18 protein-coding genes and 4 tRNA genes are annotated in these 17,671 nt (G+C 76.7%); 13 read left to right on the top strand and 9 right to left on the bottom strand.

Annotated features, from left to right (window positions below; genetic code table 11):
* Positions 1-43 precede the first annotated feature (43 nt).
* The 6 genes from murI to WDV85_RS16275 all read left to right on the top strand — a co-directional run bounded on the left by murI (position 44) and on the right by WDV85_RS16275 (position 5,776).
* On the top strand, positions 44-862 hold the full coding sequence (murI, locus tag WDV85_RS16300) for a glutamate racemase (RefSeq protein ID WP_339571628.1): 819 nt from the start codon (positions 44-46) through the stop codon (positions 860-862).
* Between the two features lie 21 nt (positions 863-883).
* Positions 884-1,792, top strand: coding sequence for an MBL fold metallo-hydrolase (locus tag WDV85_RS16295; RefSeq protein WP_339571627.1), 909 nt, complete (start codon positions 884-886; stop codon positions 1,790-1,792).
* An 11-nt stretch (positions 1,793-1,803) separates the two neighbouring features.
* Positions 1,804-2,604, top strand: a complete 801-nt coding sequence (gene rph, locus WDV85_RS16290; RefSeq protein ID WP_339571626.1) for a ribonuclease PH — start codon at positions 1,804-1,806, stop codon at positions 2,602-2,604.
* Complete coding sequence (gene rdgB / locus WDV85_RS16285) at positions 2,601-3,215, top strand: RdgB/HAM1 family non-canonical purine NTP pyrophosphatase (protein WP_339571625.1); 615 nt, start codon at positions 2,601-2,603, stop codon at positions 3,213-3,215. Before rph ends, rdgB begins: the two co-directional genes overlap by 4 nt.
* 49 nt (positions 3,216-3,264) lie before the next feature.
* The gene (locus WDV85_RS16280) at positions 3,265-4,860 is read left to right on the top strand and encodes a molybdopterin-dependent oxidoreductase (protein WP_339571624.1); all 1,596 of its coding nucleotides are present in this window, start codon (positions 3,265-3,267) and stop codon (positions 4,858-4,860) included.
* Positions 4,861-5,050: 190 nt separating this feature from the next.
* Positions 5,051-5,776 carry a fasciclin domain-containing protein gene (locus WDV85_RS16275; protein WP_339571623.1) on the top strand — a complete coding sequence of 242 codons (726 nt, stop codon included), beginning with the start codon at positions 5,051-5,053 and terminating at the stop codon, positions 5,774-5,776.
* A gap of 84 nt (positions 5,777-5,860) precedes the next feature.
* Here WDV85_RS16275 and WDV85_RS16270 read toward each other — a convergent pair.
* Positions 5,861-5,946, bottom strand: a tRNA-Leu gene (locus WDV85_RS16270).
* A gap of 45 nt (positions 5,947-5,991) precedes the next feature.
* Positions 5,992-6,564 (bottom strand): thioredoxin-dependent thiol peroxidase, encoded by a 573-nt coding sequence (gene bcp, locus WDV85_RS16265; RefSeq protein WP_339571622.1) that lies wholly within the window; start codon positions 6,562-6,564, stop codon positions 5,992-5,994.
* Between the two features lie 176 nt (positions 6,565-6,740).
* Between bcp and WDV85_RS16260 the strand changes: the two genes are divergently transcribed.
* The 3 genes from WDV85_RS16260 (at position 6,741) to WDV85_RS16250 (ending at position 9,050) form a co-directional block, all read left to right on the top strand.
* Entirely contained in the window at positions 6,741-7,109 is a 369-nt protein-coding gene (locus tag WDV85_RS16260; RefSeq protein WP_339571621.1) for a DUF3618 domain-containing protein, read from the top strand.
* 238 nt (positions 7,110-7,347) lie between these two features.
* On the top strand, positions 7,348-7,644 hold the full coding sequence (locus WDV85_RS16255) for a GroES family chaperonin (RefSeq protein ID WP_171202957.1): 297 nt from the start codon (positions 7,348-7,350) through the stop codon (positions 7,642-7,644).
* Positions 7,645-7,718: 74 nt separating this feature from the next.
* Positions 7,719-9,050, top strand: coding sequence for a cytochrome P450 (locus tag WDV85_RS16250; RefSeq protein WP_339571619.1), 1,332 nt, complete (start codon positions 7,719-7,721; stop codon positions 9,048-9,050).
* Between the two features lie 63 nt (positions 9,051-9,113).
* Here WDV85_RS16250 and WDV85_RS16245 read toward each other — a convergent pair whose 3' ends face one another.
* Both WDV85_RS16245 and WDV85_RS16240 read right to left on the bottom strand, forming a co-directional pair.
* Positions 9,114-9,839 (bottom strand): hypothetical protein, encoded by a 726-nt coding sequence (locus WDV85_RS16245; RefSeq protein ID WP_339571618.1) that lies wholly within the window; start codon positions 9,837-9,839, stop codon positions 9,114-9,116.
* 108 nt (positions 9,840-9,947) lie between these two features.
* A complete protein-coding gene (locus WDV85_RS16240; RefSeq protein ID WP_339571617.1) occupies positions 9,948-11,525 on the bottom strand; it encodes an alpha-N-arabinofuranosidase in 1,578 nt (525 codons plus the stop codon).
* A gap of 174 nt (positions 11,526-11,699) precedes the next feature.
* On the opposite strand from WDV85_RS16240, the gene WDV85_RS16235 reads away from it, so the two are divergent.
* Positions 11,700-12,704 (top strand): LacI family DNA-binding transcriptional regulator, encoded by a 1,005-nt coding sequence (locus WDV85_RS16235; protein WP_339571662.1) that lies wholly within the window; start codon positions 11,700-11,702, stop codon positions 12,702-12,704.
* A gap of 56 nt (positions 12,705-12,760) precedes the next feature.
* Here the strand turns inward: WDV85_RS16235 and WDV85_RS16230 are convergent, their stop codons facing one another.
* The 5 genes from WDV85_RS16230 to orn form a co-directional block, all read right to left on the bottom strand.
* On the bottom strand, positions 12,761-13,183 hold the full coding sequence (locus WDV85_RS16230; RefSeq protein WP_339571616.1) for an excalibur calcium-binding domain-containing protein: 423 nt from the start codon (positions 13,181-13,183) through the stop codon (positions 12,761-12,763).
* A gap of 393 nt (positions 13,184-13,576) precedes the next feature.
* Positions 13,577-13,652, bottom strand: a tRNA-Lys gene (locus WDV85_RS16225).
* Between the two features lie 55 nt (positions 13,653-13,707).
* On the bottom strand, positions 13,708-13,974 hold the full coding sequence (locus tag WDV85_RS16220) for a hypothetical protein (RefSeq protein ID WP_339571615.1): 267 nt from the start codon (positions 13,972-13,974) through the stop codon (positions 13,708-13,710).
* A gap of 152 nt (positions 13,975-14,126) precedes the next feature.
* Positions 14,127-14,199 (bottom strand) — tRNA-His (locus WDV85_RS16215).
* 71 nt (positions 14,200-14,270) lie between these two features.
* The gene (gene orn, locus WDV85_RS16210; protein WP_322790116.1) at positions 14,271-14,882 is read right to left on the bottom strand and encodes an oligoribonuclease; all 612 of its coding nucleotides are present in this window, start codon (positions 14,880-14,882) and stop codon (positions 14,271-14,273) included.
* A gap of 199 nt (positions 14,883-15,081) precedes the next feature.
* On the opposite strand from orn, the gene WDV85_RS16205 reads away from it, so the two are divergent.
* The 3 genes from WDV85_RS16205 to WDV85_RS16195 all read left to right on the top strand — a co-directional run bounded on the left by WDV85_RS16205 (position 15,082) and on the right by WDV85_RS16195 (position 17,634).
* A complete protein-coding gene (locus WDV85_RS16205) occupies positions 15,082-16,254 on the top strand; it encodes a PrsW family intramembrane metalloprotease (protein WP_339571614.1) in 1,173 nt (390 codons plus the stop codon).
* The gene (gene nhaA / locus WDV85_RS16200) at positions 16,251-17,471 is read left to right on the top strand and encodes a Na+/H+ antiporter NhaA (RefSeq protein WP_339571613.1); all 1,221 of its coding nucleotides are present in this window, start codon (positions 16,251-16,253) and stop codon (positions 17,469-17,471) included. Before WDV85_RS16205 ends, nhaA begins: the two co-directional genes overlap by 4 nt.
* Positions 17,472-17,561: 90 nt before the next feature.
* Positions 17,562-17,634 (top strand) — tRNA-Arg (locus tag WDV85_RS16195).
* Positions 17,635-17,671 lie beyond the last annotated feature (37 nt).

Genomic DNA, 17,671 nt, shown 5'->3' with positions numbered 1-17,671 from the left:
CCCCCCCCCCCCCCCCGCCGGCCGCCCGGCCTACCCTGCCCCCGTGGCGGACGACCCGATCGGCATCTTCGACTCCGGGTTCGGCGGCCTCACGGTCGCCCGGGCCGTGCTCGACCAGCTGCCCGACGAGCCCGTGCTCTACGTCGGCGACACCGCGCGCCAGCCCTACGGCCCGCGGCGGATCGCCGAGGTGCGGCAGTACGCCCTGGAGTGCCTCGACGAGATGGTCGACCGCGGGGTCAAGCTCCTCGTCATCGCCTGCAACTCGGCCAGCGCCGCCGTGCTCCACGACGCGCGGGAGCGCTACGACGTCCCCGTCGTCGAGGTCATCCGCCCGGCCGTGCGCCGGGCGTCCGCGGTCACGCGGTCGGGCCGCGTCGGGGTCATCTGCACGCAGGCGACGGCGACGTCGCGCGCCTACGAGGACGCCTTCGCCGCGGCGCCCCTCCTGCAGGTGACGACGCGCGCCGTGCCGCGCTTCGTCGAGTTCGTCGAGGCGGGCGTCACCACGGGGCCCGAGCTCATGGCCGAGGCCCGGCGCGCGCTCGCGCCCCTGCAGGAGGCCGGCGTCGACGTCCTCGTCCTCGGGTGCACCCACTACCCGCTGCTCACCGGCGTCCTGTCGCTCGTCATGGGCCCCGCCGTCAGCCTCGTCAGCAGCGCCGAGGAGACGGCCCAGGAGGTCTACCGCGCGCTCGTCGAGAACGGCCTCGAGCGCCCCCCGGGCAGCCCGTCACCGGAGCACCGCTTCCTCACCACCGGGGACCCGGACGCCTTCACGGCCCTGGCCCGGCGCTTCCTCGGCCCCGAGGTGGCGCTCGCGGAGAGCGCCGGGCTCCTCACCACCGGCGCGGGCCGGTGAGGGCGTGAGCGGCGGCTCGCCGTGCGCCTGACGGTCGTCGGCTGCTCCGGCTCGCTGCCCGGGCCCGGCGGCGCCGCCTCCTGCTACCTCCTCGAGGCGGACGGCCCGGCGGCGGACGGCCCAGCAGCGGACGGCCTGGGAGAGGAGGGGGAGCGGCGCCGGTGGCGGGTGCTCCTCGATCTGGGGAGCGGGGCCCTCGGCCCGCTGCAGCGCGTCGTGGACCTCCACGCGCTCGACGCCGTCCTGCTCTCCCACCTCCACGCCGACCACTGCCTCGACCTCTGCGGGCTGCACGTCGCGCGCACGTACGACCCGGCGCTGCGCGAGCGGCCCACGGGGCGACCGGAGCCGCTGCCGGTGCTCGGCCCCCCCGGGACGGCCGAGCACCTCGCGGCCGCCTACGGGCCCGGGTCCGGCCCCGAGCTCGCCGCCAGCTTCGCCGTGCGCGCGTGGCGGGCGGGCGCGCCCCTCGCCCTCGGGCCGTGGGACGTGCTCGTCGACCGCGTCGACCACCCGGTCGAGGCCTACGGGATGCGCCTGTGCGAGCGCGCCACCGGCGCCGTCCTCACCTACACGGGGGACACCGACGCCTGCGCGGCCGTGGTCGACCTCGCCCGTGACGCCGACCTCCTCCTCGCCGAGGCCGCCTTCCACGAGGGCCGCGACGCCCAGCGCGGCGTCCACCTCACGGGGCGGCGGGCCGCCGAGGTGGCGCGCGACGCCGGGGCGCGGTCCCTGCTGCTCACGCACCTGCCGCCGTGGAACGACCCGGCGCGCACCCTCGCGGAGGCCGGCGGGGTCGGCTACGCGGGGGCGGTGGCGCTCGCGGAGCCCGGCCTCGTCGTCGACGTGGGCTCGCCGCTCGCCCCCGACGGGAGCGGTCAGGGCGCCGGGGGAGAGGCCACCGGGGAGGTCGGCCCCCGCGCGTAGGGTCCGGACCCATGACGAGCGCCACCAGCCAGCCCGCCCGCCACGACGGCCGCGCACCCGACGCGCTGCGTCCGGTCCGCCTCACCCGGCGCTGGCAGCAGGCCGGTGAGGGCAGCGTCCTCGTCGAGTTCGGCCAGACCCGGGTCCTGTGCACGGCCTCCCTCACCGAGGGGGTGCCCCGCTGGCGCAAGGGCTCCGGGCAGGGGTGGGTGACCGCCGAGTACGCCATGCTCCCGCGGGCCACGAACAGCCGGAGCGACCGGGAGTCGGTGCGCGGCAAGGTCGGTGGGCGCACCCACGAGATCTCCCGGCTCGTCGGCCGGGCGCTGCGCGCCGTCGTCGACACGAAGGCCCTGGGGGAGAACACGCTCGTCCTCGACTGCGACGTCCTCCAGGCCGACGGCGGCACCCGCACCGCGGCCGTCACGGGCGCCTGGACGGCGCTGGCCGAGGCCGTGCAGTGGGCCCGCGGCGAGGGCCTCGTCAAGCGGGACCCCCTGCGCGGCAGCGTCTCCGCCGTCAGCGTCGGCGTCAGCGACGGCCGCCCCGTGCTCGACCTGGACTACGTCGAGGACTCCGCCGCCGGCACGGACATGAACGTCGTCGCCACCGGTGACGGGCGCTTCGTGGAGGTGCAGGGCACCGCCGAGGGCGCGCCCTTCGACCGGGCCGAGCTCGACGCCCTGCTCGAGCTGGCCCTCGGCGGGTGCGCCACGCTCGCGCGCCTGCAGCAGGCCGCCCTCGCCGCGGCGCCGGGCACCGCCGTCACGGTCGCCGACCTCGACGGCGGGGCCGCGGGCGGCGCGGCGTGAGCCCGGTGCGGGCGGTGCTGGCCACGCGCAACGCCCACAAGGTCGAGGAGATCGCGGTGCTCCTGGCGGGCCCGCTGCCCTCGCTCGAGCTGCTGCCCCTCGACGGGCCCGGGCTGCCCGCCGTCCCCGACGTCGTCGAGAGCGGCACCACCTTCGCCGCCAACGCGCTGCTCAAGGCCCGCGCCGCGTGCGCGGCCACCGGGCTGCCGGCGCTCGCCGACGACTCCGGCCTCTGCGTCGACGTCCTCGGGGGCGCGCCGGGCGTCTTCAGCGCCCGCTGGGCGGGCCGCCACGGGGACGACGCCGCCAACCTCGCCCTGCTGCTCGCCCAGCTGGCCGACGTCCCCGACGCCGAGCGCGGGGCGGCCTTCGTCTGCGCGGCCGCGCTCGTCCTCCCGGGCGGGGGCGAGGTCGTCCACCACGGCCGGCTCGCGGGCGTCCTCGCCCGGGCGCCGCGCGGCGCGGGCGGCTTCGGCTACGACCCGGCGGTGGTCCCCGAGGGGGAGACCCGCACGCTGGGGGAGATGAGCGCGCAGGAGAAGAACGCCGTCTCCCACCGCGCCCGGGCCTTCGGCGCCCTGGCGCAGGAGATGCCCGCGCTGCTGGGCTGACGAGGCGCCCGGGTGGCATCCGACCGGGGGGCGGGGCCGAACATGGGACATGAGCACGAGCGCCCCTCCCCAGCCCGCCCCCCGGCCCGGTGCCGCCGGCCGCCGGCCCCGACGCCGCGGGACCACGGCGCTCGCGGCGCTCGCGGGCCTGCTCGCGGCGGCGCTGACGCTCGGCGTCGCCGAGGTCGTCGCGGCGGTGGTCGCCCCCTCGGCGGCCCCCGTCCTCGCGGTGGGGGACGCCTTCGTCGACCTCACGCCCGGGTGGCTCAAGGACTTCGCCATCTCCACGTTCGGCACGAACGACAAGCTGGCGCTGCTCGTCGGCATCGGTCTCGTCCTCGCCGTCCTGGCGGCCCTCGCCGGCGTCCTCGGGCGCCGTCGTCGCGTCCTGGGGGACGTCGTCGTCATCGCCCTCGGCGTCGTCGGCGCCGTGGCGGCCTCGAGCCGCCCCGACGCGGTGACCCTCTCGCCGCTGCCCAGCCTGGTCGGCGCCGTCGGCGGCCTCCTCGCCCTGCACTGGCTCCTCGACCGCCTGCCGCGCCGGGGCGCGGTGCAGGACGACGGGACCTCCCGGCGAGGCTTCCTCGTCGCGGCCGGCGCGACGGGGGCGCTCGCGGCCCTGTCCTTCGCCGGCGGCCGGGCGCTCGGGGCGGCGAGCCGCGGCGTCGCGTCCGTGCGCTCGGCGCTCCGCCTGCCCGCCCCGGCCGTGCCCGCGCCGCCGGTCCCGGAGGCCGTGGACGTCGGCGTGGACGGCGTCGTGCCGTGGCAGACCCCCAACCCGGACTTCTACCGGATCGACACCGCGCTGACGGTGCCGCGCGTGGACCCCTCGACGTGGACGCTGCGCGTGCACGGCATGGTCGAGGAGGAGGTCGAGATCGACTTCGCGGAGCTGATGGACTCCGAGCTCCTCGAGACCTGGGTCACCCTGGCGTGCGTCTCCAACGAGGTGGGCGGCGACCTCATCAGCAACGCCCGCTGGTTGGGCCTGCCGGTCCGCGAGCTGCTGGCACGCGCCCGTCCCGCCGCGGACGCCGACATGGTCCTGTCGACGAGCGTCGACGGGTGGACGGCGTCGACCCCGCTCGAGGCGCTCGTCGACGACGACGTGGACGCGATCCTCGCGGTCGCCATGAACGGCGAGCCGCTGCCCACGGAGCACGGCTTCCCCGTCCGCATGGTCGTCCCGGGCCTCTACGGCTTCGTCTCGGCGACCAAGTGGGTCGTCGACCTCGAGGTCACCCGCTACGACCGGGCGACGGCGTACTGGACCGACCGCGGCTGGGCCGAGCGCGGGCCCATCAAGACGCAGAGCCGCATCGAGGTGCCCGAGCCGCTGTCGCGCCAGCCGGTCGGGCAGGCCGTGGCGGCGGGCACCGCGTGGGCCCAGGGGCGCGGCATCGCCCGCGTCGAGCTGCGGCTCGACGACGGGGAGTGGCAGGAGGCCGAGCTCGCCGCCGCCTACAACGACCAGACGTGGGTGCAGTGGCGCTTCCCCTACGACCTCCCCGAGGGGTCGCACACCCTGACCGTCCGGGCGACGGACGAGACGGGCGCGACCCAGGTGCAGGAGCGGGTGCCGCCCATCCCGGACGGCGCGTCCGGCTGGCACTCGATCACCGTGACCGGCACGTCCGACGCCTGACCCGGTCGGGTGGGGCGCGGGCGGCGCGGGCCCTCTCGAGATGCGCGGAGAGCCGTTGTGCCGCACAGTGCCCCGCCTCGCGCGACCGCGTCACGAGCGGGTCACGATGCGGCGCAGGGCAATCCGCCGCGGCCCCCGCGGCCGAACACCCCCCGTCAGCACCACGAAGGACCCGAGGGAAGGACACCCCATGAAGCGCTCCACCAGCCTCGTCGCCGCCGGCGCCGCCGCGTTCGTCCTCACGCTCTCCGCCTGCGGCGGCGAGGAGCCCGCGGGCGGCACCGCCGACACCACGCCGGACTCGTCCATGGAGGAGCCCATGGCGACGCCCAGCGAGGACATGGGCGAGGACATGGCGACCCCCACCGACGAGATGACCGGGGGCATGGACATGGCGTCGATGCTCGTCGGCCCGGGCTGCTCGGACTACGCCGAGGCCAACCCCGACGGCGCCGGCTCCGTCGACGGCATGGCGCAGGACCCGGTGGCCACGGCGGCGAGCAACAACCCGCTGCTGACCCAGCTCACGGCGGCCGTCTCCGGCCAGCTCAACCCCGACGTGAACCTCGTGGACGACCTCAACGGCGCCGAGGACATCACCGTCTTCGCCCCGGTCGACGAGGCTTTCGCAGCCCTCGACCAGGCCACGCTCGACACGCTGAGCTCGCCCGAGGGCGCCCAGACGCTGACCGACGTGCTGACCTACCACGTCGTCACGACGCCCGTGGACCCGCAGTCGCCCGACGGCGACTACGACACCCTGCTCGGCGAGCAGCTGTCGGTGAGCGGCAGCGGCGACGACATCATGGTCAACGCCGACAGCGACAACCCGGCCTCCGTGATCTGCGGCGGGGTCCAGACGGCCAACGCGACCGTCTACCTCATCGACGCGGTGCTCATGCCGCCGGCCATGTGACCTGATCTCCAGTACGACCAGCACCAGCACCACAGCACGGCAGGAGGCGCCGCCCCTCGGGGCGGCGCCTCCTGGCGCGTTCGGTGCGGACGGCGGGGGTCGAACCCGCACACCCCTCCCGGGGCACGAGGACCTAAACCTCGCGTGTCTGCCAGTTCCACCACGTCCGCCCGCCCTCCCCGCGCGCGGGAGAGGGCGGCGGCGAGCCTACGGCGTCAGGCGTCCACGCCGAGGGCCCGCCGCAGGCGCGCCACGTGGTCCTTGGCCTTCACGCCGTACGAGGCGTGGACGACCCGGCCGTCGGGCCCGACGACGACGGTCGAGCGGATGACCCCGAGGGACAGGCGCCCGTACGTCGACTTCTCGCCCCAGGCGCCGTAGGCCTCGAGCACGGCGTGGTCCACGTCGGAGGCGAGCGGGAAGGTCAGGGCCTCCTTCTCCGCGAAGCGGACGAGCCGCTCCGGGGCGTCGGGGGAGACGCCGACGACGTCGAAGCCCGCCCCGCGCAGCTCCTCGAGGCTGTCGCGGAAGTCGACGGCCTGCGTCGTGCAGCCCGGCGTCATGGCGGAGGGGTAGAAGTAGACGACGACGGACCGGCCGGCGTAGGAGGCGAGGGACACCTCGCCGCCGTCGGCCGTCGGCAGCGTGAACGCCGGGGCGACGTCGCCCTCCTGCAGACGCCGCCCCGTCGAGGTCGTCGTGGGCGCGGGGGTGGTCGCCGAGACCGGCGGGGAGGTGGGGCCGGAGGCCGCGTCGGCGGGCTCCGCGCCCGTGGTGGGCTCGCTCATGGAGCGGAGGCTAGCCAGCGCCGGTGACGTCGCGGTCCGCGCGCCCGTCGCGCACCTCTCGTCCTGACCTGCCGCCCGCGGGTCCCCGCGATAGCGTCACCGCCGAAGATCTGCACGGCGCCCCGGTGCCGCGCGCCACCGCACGCACCGACGCCAGCACCCCTCCAGGAGGACCCATGAGCACGCCCACGGGGCAGGCCCAGCAGCAGCAGGGGCAGCGCACCGCGCCGCTGCCCTCCGACCCGGCGGAGCTCGAGAAGATCATCCGGGGCCAGCAGAACCAGCTGGCCTCGAGCGTCGCCGCGCTCCAGGACCGGGTGGCGCCGAAGAACGTCGCGCAGCGCACCGTCGCGGACGTCAAGGAGAAGGCCCGCGGGGCCGTCCTCACCCCCGAGGGCCAGCCCCGCACCGAGCGCATCGCCGCCATCGGCGCCGGTGTCGCCGGCCTCGTCGCGCTGCTCGCCCTGCGCGGCGCCCGCCGGCGCAAGCGCCGCGGTCGCCGCGAGGTCGAGAAGGCCGCCGAGCGGGGCCGCAAGCGCTCCTGACCGCCTCGGAGCGCCCCGGCGCCGACGCACCGGTCCCCGCGAGCCCCGCCGCCCACCCGGGCGGCGGGGCTCGCGCGCGTCCGGAGCCCGTGCGGCTCGGGGGAGGGCGGGCGCCGTCGACGGTCGCCGGTAGCGTCGGGGGGTGAGCCCAGCCGACACCCCAGCGGACCGGACCACCGAGCGGACGCCCGCGGCGTCCTCCCCGGGCCGCCCCGGCCCGGGCGAGCTCGGCCTGCGGATGCTGCACGACCGCGTGCTCGTCTCGACCGCCGAGGCCGGCGGGGAACGCCGCTCGAGCGCCGGCATCGTCATCCCCGCCACGGCCGCCGTGGGCAAGCGGCTCACGTGGGCCGTCGTCATGGCGGTGGGCCAGCACGTCCGCCAGGTGCGCCTGGGCGACCGCGTCCTCTTCGACCCCGAGGCCCGCGGCGAGGTCGAGCTCGGCGGGCGCGAGTACCTCCTGCTGCGTGAGCGCGACCTCCACGCCGTCGCCGAGGCCGGGTCCGAGCAGGGCCGGACGGGGCTGTACCTCTGAGCGCCGCGTCCGCCCCGTCGCCGGCCCCGAGCGCGCCGCCCGCGGCCCCGCGCCGGAACGCGCGCTACACGCCCGTGGAGGCCGACGGCCCGCTGCCGTGGCACATGGTCACCGCCGTCCCGCGGATCCGCGCCGACCCGCTGGCCTTCCTGGCGTCCGTGCAGGCGCGCTGGGGCGACCTCGTCGCCTTCCCGATGCCGCGGCTGCCCGTCGTCCTCGTCAGCTCTCCCACGGCGGCCCGACGCGTGCTCGTGGACAACCACCGCGGCTGGTCCAAGAGGACGGCCCAGTACGGCGCGCTGTCCGCCGTCACCGGCTCGGGCCTCCTGACGAGCGACGGCGAGGTCTGGCGCGAGCGGCGCCGCACCGCCCAGCCCGCCTTCCACCCCGGCGGGCTCACCGCGGTGGCCGAGCAGTCGGTGGCCGCCGCCGCACGGATGCGAGCCGCGTGGCCGTCCGGAGGGGGCGTCGTCGACGTCGACGCCGGAGCCCTGCAGGCGACGCTGGAGGTCGTGGGGCGCACCCTCTTCGGCGCCGACGTCGCCGAGGACGGCGAGCGCCTCGTCCGCGCGGTGCTCGAGGCGCTCGAGGTCGTCGTCGGCCGGGTGCGCACGCCGCTGCCCGGCTGGCTGCCCACGCCGGCGCGCCGCCGCCTCCGGCGCGCCGTCGCCGAGCTCGACGCGGCGAGCGCCGCCGTCGTCGCCCGCCGGCGTGCGCAGGGCGCCGCCGGCGAGGACCTGCTGGGCCTGCTGCTGCGGGCCGTGGACAGCGGCGACCTGGCGCCCGAGGGCCTGCGTGACGAGCTCGTGACGATGGTCATCGCCGGGCACGAGACGGTGGCCTCGGCGCTCACGTGGACCCTGCACCTGCTCGCGCAGGAGCAGGGCGCCCAGCGCCGCGTCCGCGAGGAGCTCGAGGCGGTCCTCGGCGGCGGGGACGAGCGGGGCGGGCGGGCTCCGGGATGGGACGACCTCCGGTCGCTCGTGCGCACCCGCGCCGCGGTCGAGGAGTCGCTGCGGCTCTTCCCGCCCGCGTGGGTGGTGAGCCGGCGCGCCGTCGCCGAAGACGTGCTGGACGGCGTCGCCGTGCCGGCGGGGACGACGGCGATCATCAGCCCGTGGCTGCTGCACCGGCGGCCCGAGCTCTTCCCCGACCCGGAGGCCTACCGCCCGGAGCGCTTCGAGGAGGGCCTGCCCCGCGGGGCGCGGACGGCGTACACGCCCTTCGGCGCCGGACCCCGCCTCTGCATCGGGCGCGACTTCGCGCTCGTCGAGACGACCCTCGCGCTCGCCGAGCTGCTGCGCGGGGCGTCGGTGCACCCGGCGCCGGGGACGCGGGTGCGCGTCGAAGCCCTCGTGACGATGCGCCCCCGCGACGGCCTGCGCCTGGAGGTGCGACCCCGCTGACCGCCGCGGCGGGGGCGTCGTCGCGGGGGTCTCGCCGCGACGAGTCCTGTGCCGGAGCGGCTCTCAGGAGGAGGCGTCGACCAGCCGGGCGCCGTCGGAGGGCTGCAGGCGCACGCCACGGGGGTCGTCGAGGTCGGTGGTGGCGACGAAGACGAGGTCGCCCTCGTCGCCCGGCCCGACGACGCCCGTGAGGCCCGCCGTCAGCTCGACGGCGCGGACGGCCGCGTCGTCGTCGTCCGCCCGGCGGTCCGCCCATCCGGAGAGGGCGTCGGAGGCGCGCTCGAGGCGCACCTGCCGTCCGTCCGCGGTGACGACCTCGACGCGCGGCAGGTCGACCACCCGGTCGCCCTCGGTGTTGTCGACGCGGACGACCACCCAGCAGACCGGCCCGGCGTCAGCGTCCTCGCGGTAGTCCTCGAGCTCCTCGACCGCGTCGTCGTCGTCCTCGGCGGGCACGACGACGACCATCTCGGCGCCGTCGGCCGAGACCTCGAGCTCGCGGGCGTCGTCGGGGTCGCCGCAGTCCTCGAGCTCCTCGCGCGCCTCCTCGGCGCGCTCGTCCGCGGCCTCCTGCGCGTCCTGGCGGGCGTCCTCACGGGCCTCGGCCCGGTCGTCGAGCCGGTCCGCGGCGTCGGGCTCGAGGGCGGCGACGCGGTCGGCGGCGTCCCCGGTCTCGTTCCAGGGGGTCATGTCGATGGCGTCGCGCGGCAGGTCGCGGGCGCCCGAGCAGCCGGCGAGCACGGCGCTCGAGAGCACGAGCGCGAGGACGGGGGCGGGGCGGCGGCGCACGGCGTCTCCTGTCGGCGGGGGCGGTGGGCGCGACGCTACGGCGGGCCCCGCCACGCCGCCCGTCCACGGCCCGGCCCGGGTGGGGCGGGCCGTGGACGGGCGCCGCGCTCAGCCCGCCAGCGGGAGCCGCACGGTGACGAAGCTGTGCGCGGGCACGTGCACGCGGAGCACCGAGCCGTCCACCGACGCCTCGTGCGCAGCGGGCGCGACGGCGTCCGGCTGCTCCACGGTGTTGTGCGCCGACGTCGACGCGGCCGTGAGGACGGTCGCCTCGGGAGCGCCGACGGCGCCCCCGCGCAGGTCGAGCTCGACGTCCACGCCGCCGCTCGTCTCGAGGTTGGTGAGCGAGACGAGGACGGCGCCGTCCTTCGTGCTGGCGGTCGCCGTCAGCGTCGTGAGGTCCGTCCCGCCGACGGGACGCACCGGCTCCGCCGTGCGCCACGCGAGCGGCAGGCGGGCGGCGTCGTGGTGCCCGCGGTTCATCGTGAAGGCGTGGTAGGTCGGCGTGAGGACCATGGCCTCGCCGTCGGTGAGGACCATGGACTGCAGCACGTTGACCGTCTGGGCGATGTTGGCCATCACGAGCCGCTCGGCGTGGCGGTGGAAGGCGTCGAAGTGCAGGCCGGCCAGGAGCGCGTCGCGGAGGCTGTTCTGCTGGAACAGGAACCCGGGGTTCGTGCCCGGCTCGACGTCGTACCAGGCGCCCCACTCGTCGAGGACGAGCCCGACCCGGCGCTCGGGGTCGTAGGCGTCCATGACGGCGGCGTGGCCGGACAGGATGCCCTCGAGCTTCTGCGCCTCGACCATGGTGCGGAAGTACTCGTCCTCGTCGAAGTCGGTGGCGCTGCCCTTGTGCTCCCAGGGCCCCGGCACCGTGTAGTAGTGGAACGAGACGGCCTGGTAGGTGCCCGTGCCGTGACCGGTCCGTCGCGTCCCGCCGATCTCGTGGCCGAGGGCTTTCATGAGAACCTCGGTCCAGCGGTAGTCGGCCTCGGCCGCCCCCGCCGCGATCCGGTAGAGCTCGTTGCCCCCGTGGTCGCGGCTGTAGGTGCCGAAGGTCCGCGCCAGGTCGGCGTAGGCCTCGGCGCGCATGCCGCCGCCGCAGCCCCACGGCTCGTTGCCGAGGCCCCAGAAGCGCACGGGCCAGGGCTCGTCGCGCCCGTTGGCCCGGCGCAGCGCGGCCATGGGGCTGTCGTCGGCGCGGGTGAGGTACTCGACCCAGTCCGCGTTCTCGTGCACCGTGCCGGAGCCGACGTTGGCCGAGACGTAGGGCTCGGCCCCGAGCAGCTCGCACAGCGCCATGAACTCGTGCGTGCCGAAGCTGTTGTCCTCCACGACGTCGCCCCAGTGGCTGTTGACCATGCGGGGGCGCTCCTCGCGCGGGCCGACGCCGTCGCGCCAGTGGTACTCGTCGGCGAAGCACCCGCCGGGCCAGCGCAGGTTCGGGATGCCGGCGGCGCGCAGGGCCTCGACGACGTCGAGGCGGATGCCGCCCTCGTTGGGGACGTCGGAGTCCTCCCCGACGAAGAAGCCGTCGTAGATGCAGCGGCCGAGGTGCTCGGCGAAGTGGCCGTAGAGGTGGCGGCTGATGGTGGGGCCCGGCAGGTCGAGGTCGACGACGCCGGAGGCGCGCGCGGCGGCCGTCGGGCTCGCGCCGGTCGTCTCGGGGGAGCGGTCGGTGGTCATGACGGCCTCCTGGGGCTGGGCGGGAGCCGGACGTCGTCGACCGGCGCTGTTCTGTTGTATCGATAAACACCTGCCTCTGTCCACGCCCGTCCGCCCGTGGTGGCGCTGCTAGCGTCGCCGTCCTCCCGCCGCGCCTCGCGGCTCGAGCGTCGACGGAGGTGCGACGTGGTCACGATGCGCGACGTCGCCACCGCGGCCGGGGTCTCGCCCATGACGGTCTCCAACGTCCTCACCGGGCGACGGGCCACGAGCCCGGAGACGCGTCGGGTCGTCCTGGAGGCCAGCGAGCGGCTCGGCTACCGCCTCAACGTCGCCGCCCGCAGCCTGCGGCGCGGGCGCACCGGGGTCGTGGGCCTGGCCGTCCCGTCCCTGGACGCGCCGTACTTCGGGCAGCTCGCGGGGCGCCTGGCGGCGCGGCTCGCGCGGGAGGGGCTGCGCCTGGTCGTCGAGCAGACCGGCGCCAGCCCCGAGGGGGAGGCGGCGGCGGTGCGGGACTCGCGCGGCGGCGCCTACGACGGACTCGTGCTGTCGGCCGTCGGGCTCGGCGGTGACGTGCGCGCCCTCGCGGGCGACCTCCCCGTGGTCGCCCTGGGCGAGCGCCAGGACCTCCGGCGGGTGGACCACGTCGGCATGGCGAACACCGAGGGCGCCCGGGCGGCCGCCGCGCTGCTGCTCGAGCGGGGGTGCCGGCGCCTCGCCGTCGTCGGGAGCCCTCCGTGGGAGCAGCTCGACGAGCCCGGGGGCCACGACGGCGACGCCTTCCGGCTGCGCGCGCGCGGCGTCCGCGACGCCGTCCGCGCGGTGCCGGGCGCGCGGGCCCGTGCGGTGACCTTCGGCACGGCGCTGGAGGACGGCGTCCGCTGCGGCCGCGCGCTGGCCGCGGGGGAGCCGGTGGACGGGGTGGTCGCCCTCACCGACACCCTCGCCCTGGGGGTGCTGCGCGGCCTCGCCGACAGCGGGCTGCGGGTGCCGGACGACGTCCTCGTCGTCGGCTTCGACGACGTCCGCGAGGCCGCCACGAGCGTGCCGTCGCTGTCGAGCGTGGCGCCCGGGCACGACGCGATGGTCGAGGAGGTGGTGCGTCTCCTGCTGCGCCGCATGGCCGACCCGGCGGAGAAGGAGGAGGACGTCGTCGCGCCGTTCTCGGTGGTGGAGCGGGAGTCGACGCGCCGGGCGTGACCGAGGCCGACGGGTGGAGCGCCCGACCGCCGCAGCGGCCGGGCGCCCCGTCGCCGTCAGCCGGCGCTGCGACGTCGCGCGACCACGAGGCCGCCGACGCCGGCCGCGGCGAGCAGTCCGCCCGACGCGAGCAGCGCGCCGACGTCGCCCGCCGTGCCGCCGGCGCCGGCGTCCACGCCGCCGGAGGGCATGGCCATGCCCTCCTCGCCGCCGCCGGTGCTGCCGGAGCCGCTGCTGGGGTAGTCCGTGTTCTCGCAGGCCTGGCCGTCGTCGTCCCGGTCGAGGCCGGACGGGTCACCGGAGACCCGGTCGAACTCCGCCTGGGCCTCCGCCTGGCTGCTGAAGTCGTCGCAGTCGTAGGGGTCCGCCGCGAGGGCCGGGGAGCCGGCGAGGCCGACGACGCCGGCGGCCAGGGCGACGGACAGAGCGGTGCGGTAGGTGCGCATGTGTGGTGTTCCCCCGTGTGAGACGTTGTCCATGGGTCGAGCGCGGACGACGCTAGGCGCGCACTTCGCCCCTCGTGCGGCTTTCGGGAGACCCGATCGGGTGACGCTAGGTCGTCAGTAGGGAGGAGCCGCACCGCGAGGGGCGAACGCTGCGGGGACGCCGACCGTGGCCACGGAGCGGGAACGCACGGCGGTGCCGCGAGGGTCAGGAGGGGAGGAGCCAGAGGAGCCGCTCCAGCGCCTGCCCGAGCGTGTCGAGCACCCGAGGGCGGCGTGCGGACGGGGCTGCGTGCCGGCCGCGCGCCCGACGTCGGCGGAGTCGGGCGGGCACAGGTCGGAGCGTAGGCGCGCGGTCCAGTGCGGTCAGCGTGCCGGCCGTGCACGACGACGGCCCTCGCCCGACTGCGTCGGACGAGGGCCGTGAGGTGGTGCGCCGCCTGGGACTCGAACCCAGAACCCACTGATTAAGAGTCAGTTGCTCTGCCAATTGAGCTAGCAGCGCGTGCGTCGACGAGGTTAGCAGCGCCCCGCCGACGTCGTGAAATCGTGCGGCCCGGTCAGCGCTCGGTGCCGGCCTCGTCCGCGCCGGCGGCCGCGCCGTCGCCCTCGCCGAGGTCCCACCAGCTGTCCTCGGGAAGGCCCTCGTCGTCGTGGATGCTGACGCTGTCCGGACCGGTCGGTGACGTCAGGTCCATGAGCAGGGAGAGCGGGACGTGCTCGCCGAGCATGTCCATCACGTGCTCGCTGCCGCTGGTGCTCGACTCGTCGGACGGGGTCGAGCCCTCGCCGGGCTCGGGGGACGTCGGGGTCGGGGACGTCGTCATGGTGCCTCCTCCTGCGACCGCCCCAGTCCTCGAGGTCGGTGTGGGGCGAGTGTGGCAGAACGTCCGCCTCGGGGAGCCGCAGCGCCGCGGCAGGGGAGGGGGATGACTCGTTCGGACCCGTCCCCCCGGGCGAGCCGGGGGGACGGGATCGGGGTGAGTGACGGGGCTCGAACCCGCGGCCACCGCGACCACAACGCGGTGCTCTACCAGCTGAGCTACACCCACCAGGGCCCGTCGTGGACCCCGCCGTCACCGCGCGGAGCCCCTCTGGGCGGGGACCACTGTACCGGCTGCGGTCAGGTGCCCGTGACCCGAGCGGCGACGGCGCGAGCGGTGGCCGAGTCGGGGCCCGGCTGCGGCACGAAGACGGCCTCCCGGTAGTACCGGAGCTCCTCGATGCTCTCACGGATGTCGGCGAGGGCGCGGTGGCCGCCGGCCTTCTCCGGGGAGGCGAAGTACGCCCGCGGGTACCAGCGGCGGGCGAGCTCCTTGACGGAGGAGACGTCGATGATCCGGTAGTGCAGGTGGTCGACGAGGTCCGGCATGTCCCGGGCGAGGAAGCCGCGGTCGGTCCCGACGGAGTTGCCCGCCAGCGGCGCCTTGCGCGCCTCGGGGACGAGGGCGCGCACGTGCTCGAGGACCTGCCGCTGGGCGTCCTCGAGCGTCGTGCCGGCCGCGAGCTCCTCCAGCAGGCCCGAGGAGGTGTGCATGTCGCGGACGACGTCGCGCATCTGCTCGAGCGCCTCCGGCGGGGGGGCGATGACGACGTCGAGGCCCTCGCCGACGACCTCGAGCTCGGAGTCGGTGACGAGGACGGCCACCTCGACGAGGGCGTCGCGCTCGAGGTCGAGGCCCGTCATCTCGCAGTCGATCCAGACGATGCGTTGCGAGGAGGTCGAGGAAGCCACGGGCGGACTCTAGGTCGAGCGACCGCGGGGCGGGACCCGGGGCGTGACGGCGGTCCCTCCAGGCGACGCCCGGAGCACGACCGGCGCCCGCGGACGGCGTCGGCGCGGACGTGTGCCCAGGGCTAGCGTGCGCGCCATGACGCACGCAGGGCCGTCGCCGGCAGTCGGAGGGGGCCCGCCCGCGGCCCCGCCCCCCGGGGTGTTGACCGCGGCACTGCCGGTGCGGCGCCCGGCCCGCCGCACGCGGGCCCGCGACGTCCTCGTCGCCGCGCTGCTCGCCCTCGTCATGGTCGCCGGGCTGCTGCGCGTGCTCGGCATCGTCCTCGTCGAGAACGGCCCCTCGGCGGTCGCCGTCGGCCTGGCCCTCGCGCTGCTGCCCGTCCTGCTCGTCGGGGCGGCCTTCCTGTGGTTGGACCGCTACGAGGCCGAGCCGCCGGGCCTCCTGCTCGTCGCCCTCGGCTGGGGCGGGGGCGTCGCGACGGCGATCGCTCTCGCCGTCAACACGCAGGCGTCCGTGCTGCTCGACGCCTCGGGGGAGCCAGGCCCGGTGTCGCTCGGCGTCGTGGCGCCGCTCACCGAGGAGGTGGCGAAGGCGCTGGGCGTCGTCGCCGTCCTCCTCCTGCGCCGCCGCGAGTTCGACGGCGTCGTCGACGGCGTCGTCTACGCCGGGATGGTCGGCATCGGCTTCGCCTTCGTCGAGAACGTCCTCTACTTCAGCGGCGCCCTCGTCGCCGGCGGCACGCAGCAGCTGGCCGTGACCTTCGTCCTGCGCGCCGTGGTCTCGCCCTTCGCGCACCCCCTGTTCACCGTGGTCGTCGGTGCCGCGATCGGCGCGGCCGTCGCCCGCCGCGGGCGCGCGCGCTGGCTGCTGCCGGTCGGCGGGCTCGCGGTCGCGGTGCTCCTGCACGGCGTCTGGAACCTGTCGACGTTCGCGCCCCTGGGCTTCCCGGTCGTCTACCTCGCGCTGCAGGTGCCCGTCTTCGCGGGCGTCGTCGTGCTCGTCGTGCTGGCTCGCCGCCGCGAGGGCCGGGTGCTGCGCCGGCACCTCGCGGCCTACGCCGACGCGGGGTGGCTGACGCCGGCCGAGGCGCACATGGCGGCCTCGCTGCCCGAGCGGCGTCGCGCGCGGCGCTGGGCCCGCTCGACCGGCGGTCGGGACGGCGTCGAGGCGATGGCCGACTTCCAGCACCTCGCGGGCGAGCTGGCGCTCCTGCGCGAGCGCCGCGTCCGCGGCACGGCCCACCGTGGTGCCGCCGAGGACGAGCGCGACCTCGTCCGCAGCCTGTGGGTGCTCCGCGAGCGCGTGCTCGCGGCGTCCACCCGCCCGGCGCCCGCGGCGGTCCCCGTCGGCGCCACGGGAGCGGCGGCGTGAACGGCCGGGTGCGCGCCGTCCTCGAGGACGAGCGCGCCGGCGGCCTCCTGCTCATCCTCGGCGCCCTCGTCGCGGTCGTCTGGGCGAACTCGCCCTGGCGCGAGGCCTACACCGAGCTGTCCGAGACGGTCGTCGGCCCGGCCTCGGTGCACCTCGACCTCTCGCTGGCGACGTGGGCGGCCGACGGCGTGCTCGCCGTCTTCTTCTTCGTCGTCGGCCTCGAGATCACCCACGAGGTGCGCGGGGGCAGCCTGCGCGACCCGCGCCGGGCGGCGATGCCCGCGCTCGCCGCCCTCGGCGGCATGCTCATGCCCGCGGTCTTCTACACGGTCGTCGTCCTCGAGAGCGGCAGCGACGGCCTGCGGGGCTGGGCGGTGCCGACGGCGACGGACATCGCCTTCGCGGTGGCCGTCCTCGTCGTCTTCGGCCGGGGGCTGCCGGGCAGCGTCCGCACCTTCCTCCTGACGCTCGCGGTCGTGGACGACCTCCTGGCGATCACGGTGATCGCGATCTTCTACACCGACGACCTGGCCCTCCCGTGGTTCGGCGCCGCCCTGGTGCCGCTCGCCGTCTTCGCGTGGCTCGTGCGGCGCCGGCCGGCGTCCGCGGGCGCCCACCGCGCGCTCATCGCCGGGGCGATCGTGCTGGCCGTCGTCACGTGGACCCTCGTGCACGCCTCCGGGGTCCACGCCACCGTCGCCGGCGTCCTCCTCGGGGCCGCCGTGCCCGCCCTTCCGCGGCGGGGGGAGGACGAGGCGGTCGGCCAGCGGGTCAACCGCGTCGTCAACCCGCTCTCGTCCGGGCTCGCGCTGCCCGTCTTCGCCTTCTTCGCCGCCGGCGTCACGGTCGTCGGCACCGGCGGGCTCGGGCAGGTCTTCTCCCACCCCGTGGCCGTCGGCGTGATCCTCGGCCTCGTGGGCGGCAAGCCGATCGGCGTGCTGCTCACGGTGACGGTGCTCGAGCGCTTCACGCCGCTGCGGCTGGCCGAGGACCAGGCGCCGCGCGACCTGTTCGGCGTCGCCGTGCTCGCCGGCATCGGCTTCACCGTCTCCCTCCTCGTCTGCGAGCTCGCCTTCCCGCCGGGTGAGCTGCGCGAGGCGGCCAAGGTGGCGGTGCTCGGGGCGTCCGTCGTCTCGGCGACGCTGGGCGCCGTGGCGCTCCAGGTGCAGAAGCGCCGCATCGGCATGGACCCCGCGGAGCCCGCCGCCATCGGCTGACCCGCACTCCCTCACTCCGGACCGCCGCGGCAGCGGGGCGCGGGGGAGGGGCCGCCGGTAGCCTCGCCGCACGCGCCCGCGGGGGCGCTCGCCCCCGTAGCTCAGCGGACAGAGCGGCAGACTTCTAATCTGACGGTCGCAGGTTCGATCCCTGCCGGGGGCGCTGTCCCGCTGGGGTGCTGGGTCCCTGGGCGACGGAC

This window comes from Pseudokineococcus sp. 5B2Z-1, from assembly GCF_037482305.1.
Taxonomy (GTDB): domain Bacteria; phylum Actinomycetota; class Actinomycetes; order Actinomycetales; family Quadrisphaeraceae; genus Pseudokineococcus.
The sequence above is the reverse complement of the archived record's forward strand: the minus strand, read 5'-3'. Positions and strand labels throughout refer to the sequence as shown.

What these genes read in the sequence shown, in the direction of transcription:
- rph (WP_339571626.1), top strand. Translation starts at nt 1,804, where the DNA reads ATGACGAGCGCCACCAGCCAGCCCGCCCGCCACGACGGCCGCGCACCC.
- WDV85_RS16280 (WP_339571624.1), top strand. Translation starts at nt 3,265, where the DNA reads ATGAGCACGAGCGCCCCTCCCCAGCCCGCCCCCCGGCCCGGTGCCGCC.
- WDV85_RS16275 (WP_339571623.1), top strand. Translation starts at nt 5,051, where the DNA reads ATGAAGCGCTCCACCAGCCTCGTCGCCGCCGGCGCCGCCGCGTTCGTC.
- bcp (WP_339571622.1), bottom strand. Translation starts at nt 6,564, where the DNA reads ATGAGCGAGCCCACCACGGGCGCGGAGCCCGCCGACGCGGCCTCCGGC.
- WDV85_RS16260 (WP_339571621.1), top strand. Translation starts at nt 6,741, where the DNA reads ATGAGCACGCCCACGGGGCAGGCCCAGCAGCAGCAGGGGCAGCGCACC.
- WDV85_RS16255 (WP_171202957.1), top strand. Translation starts at nt 7,348, where the DNA reads ATGCTGCACGACCGCGTGCTCGTCTCGACCGCCGAGGCCGGCGGGGAA.
- WDV85_RS16240 (WP_339571617.1), bottom strand. Translation starts at nt 11,525, where the DNA reads ATGACCACCGACCGCTCCCCCGAGACGACCGGCGCGAGCCCGACGGCC.
- WDV85_RS16235 (WP_339571662.1), top strand. Translation starts at nt 11,700, where the DNA reads ATGCGCGACGTCGCCACCGCGGCCGGGGTCTCGCCCATGACGGTCTCC.
- WDV85_RS16230 (WP_339571616.1), bottom strand. Translation starts at nt 13,183, where the DNA reads ATGGACAACGTCTCACACGGGGGAACACCACACATGCGCACCTACCGC.
- WDV85_RS16220 (WP_339571615.1), bottom strand. Translation starts at nt 13,974, where the DNA reads ATGACGACGTCCCCGACCCCGACGTCCCCCGAGCCCGGCGAGGGCTCG.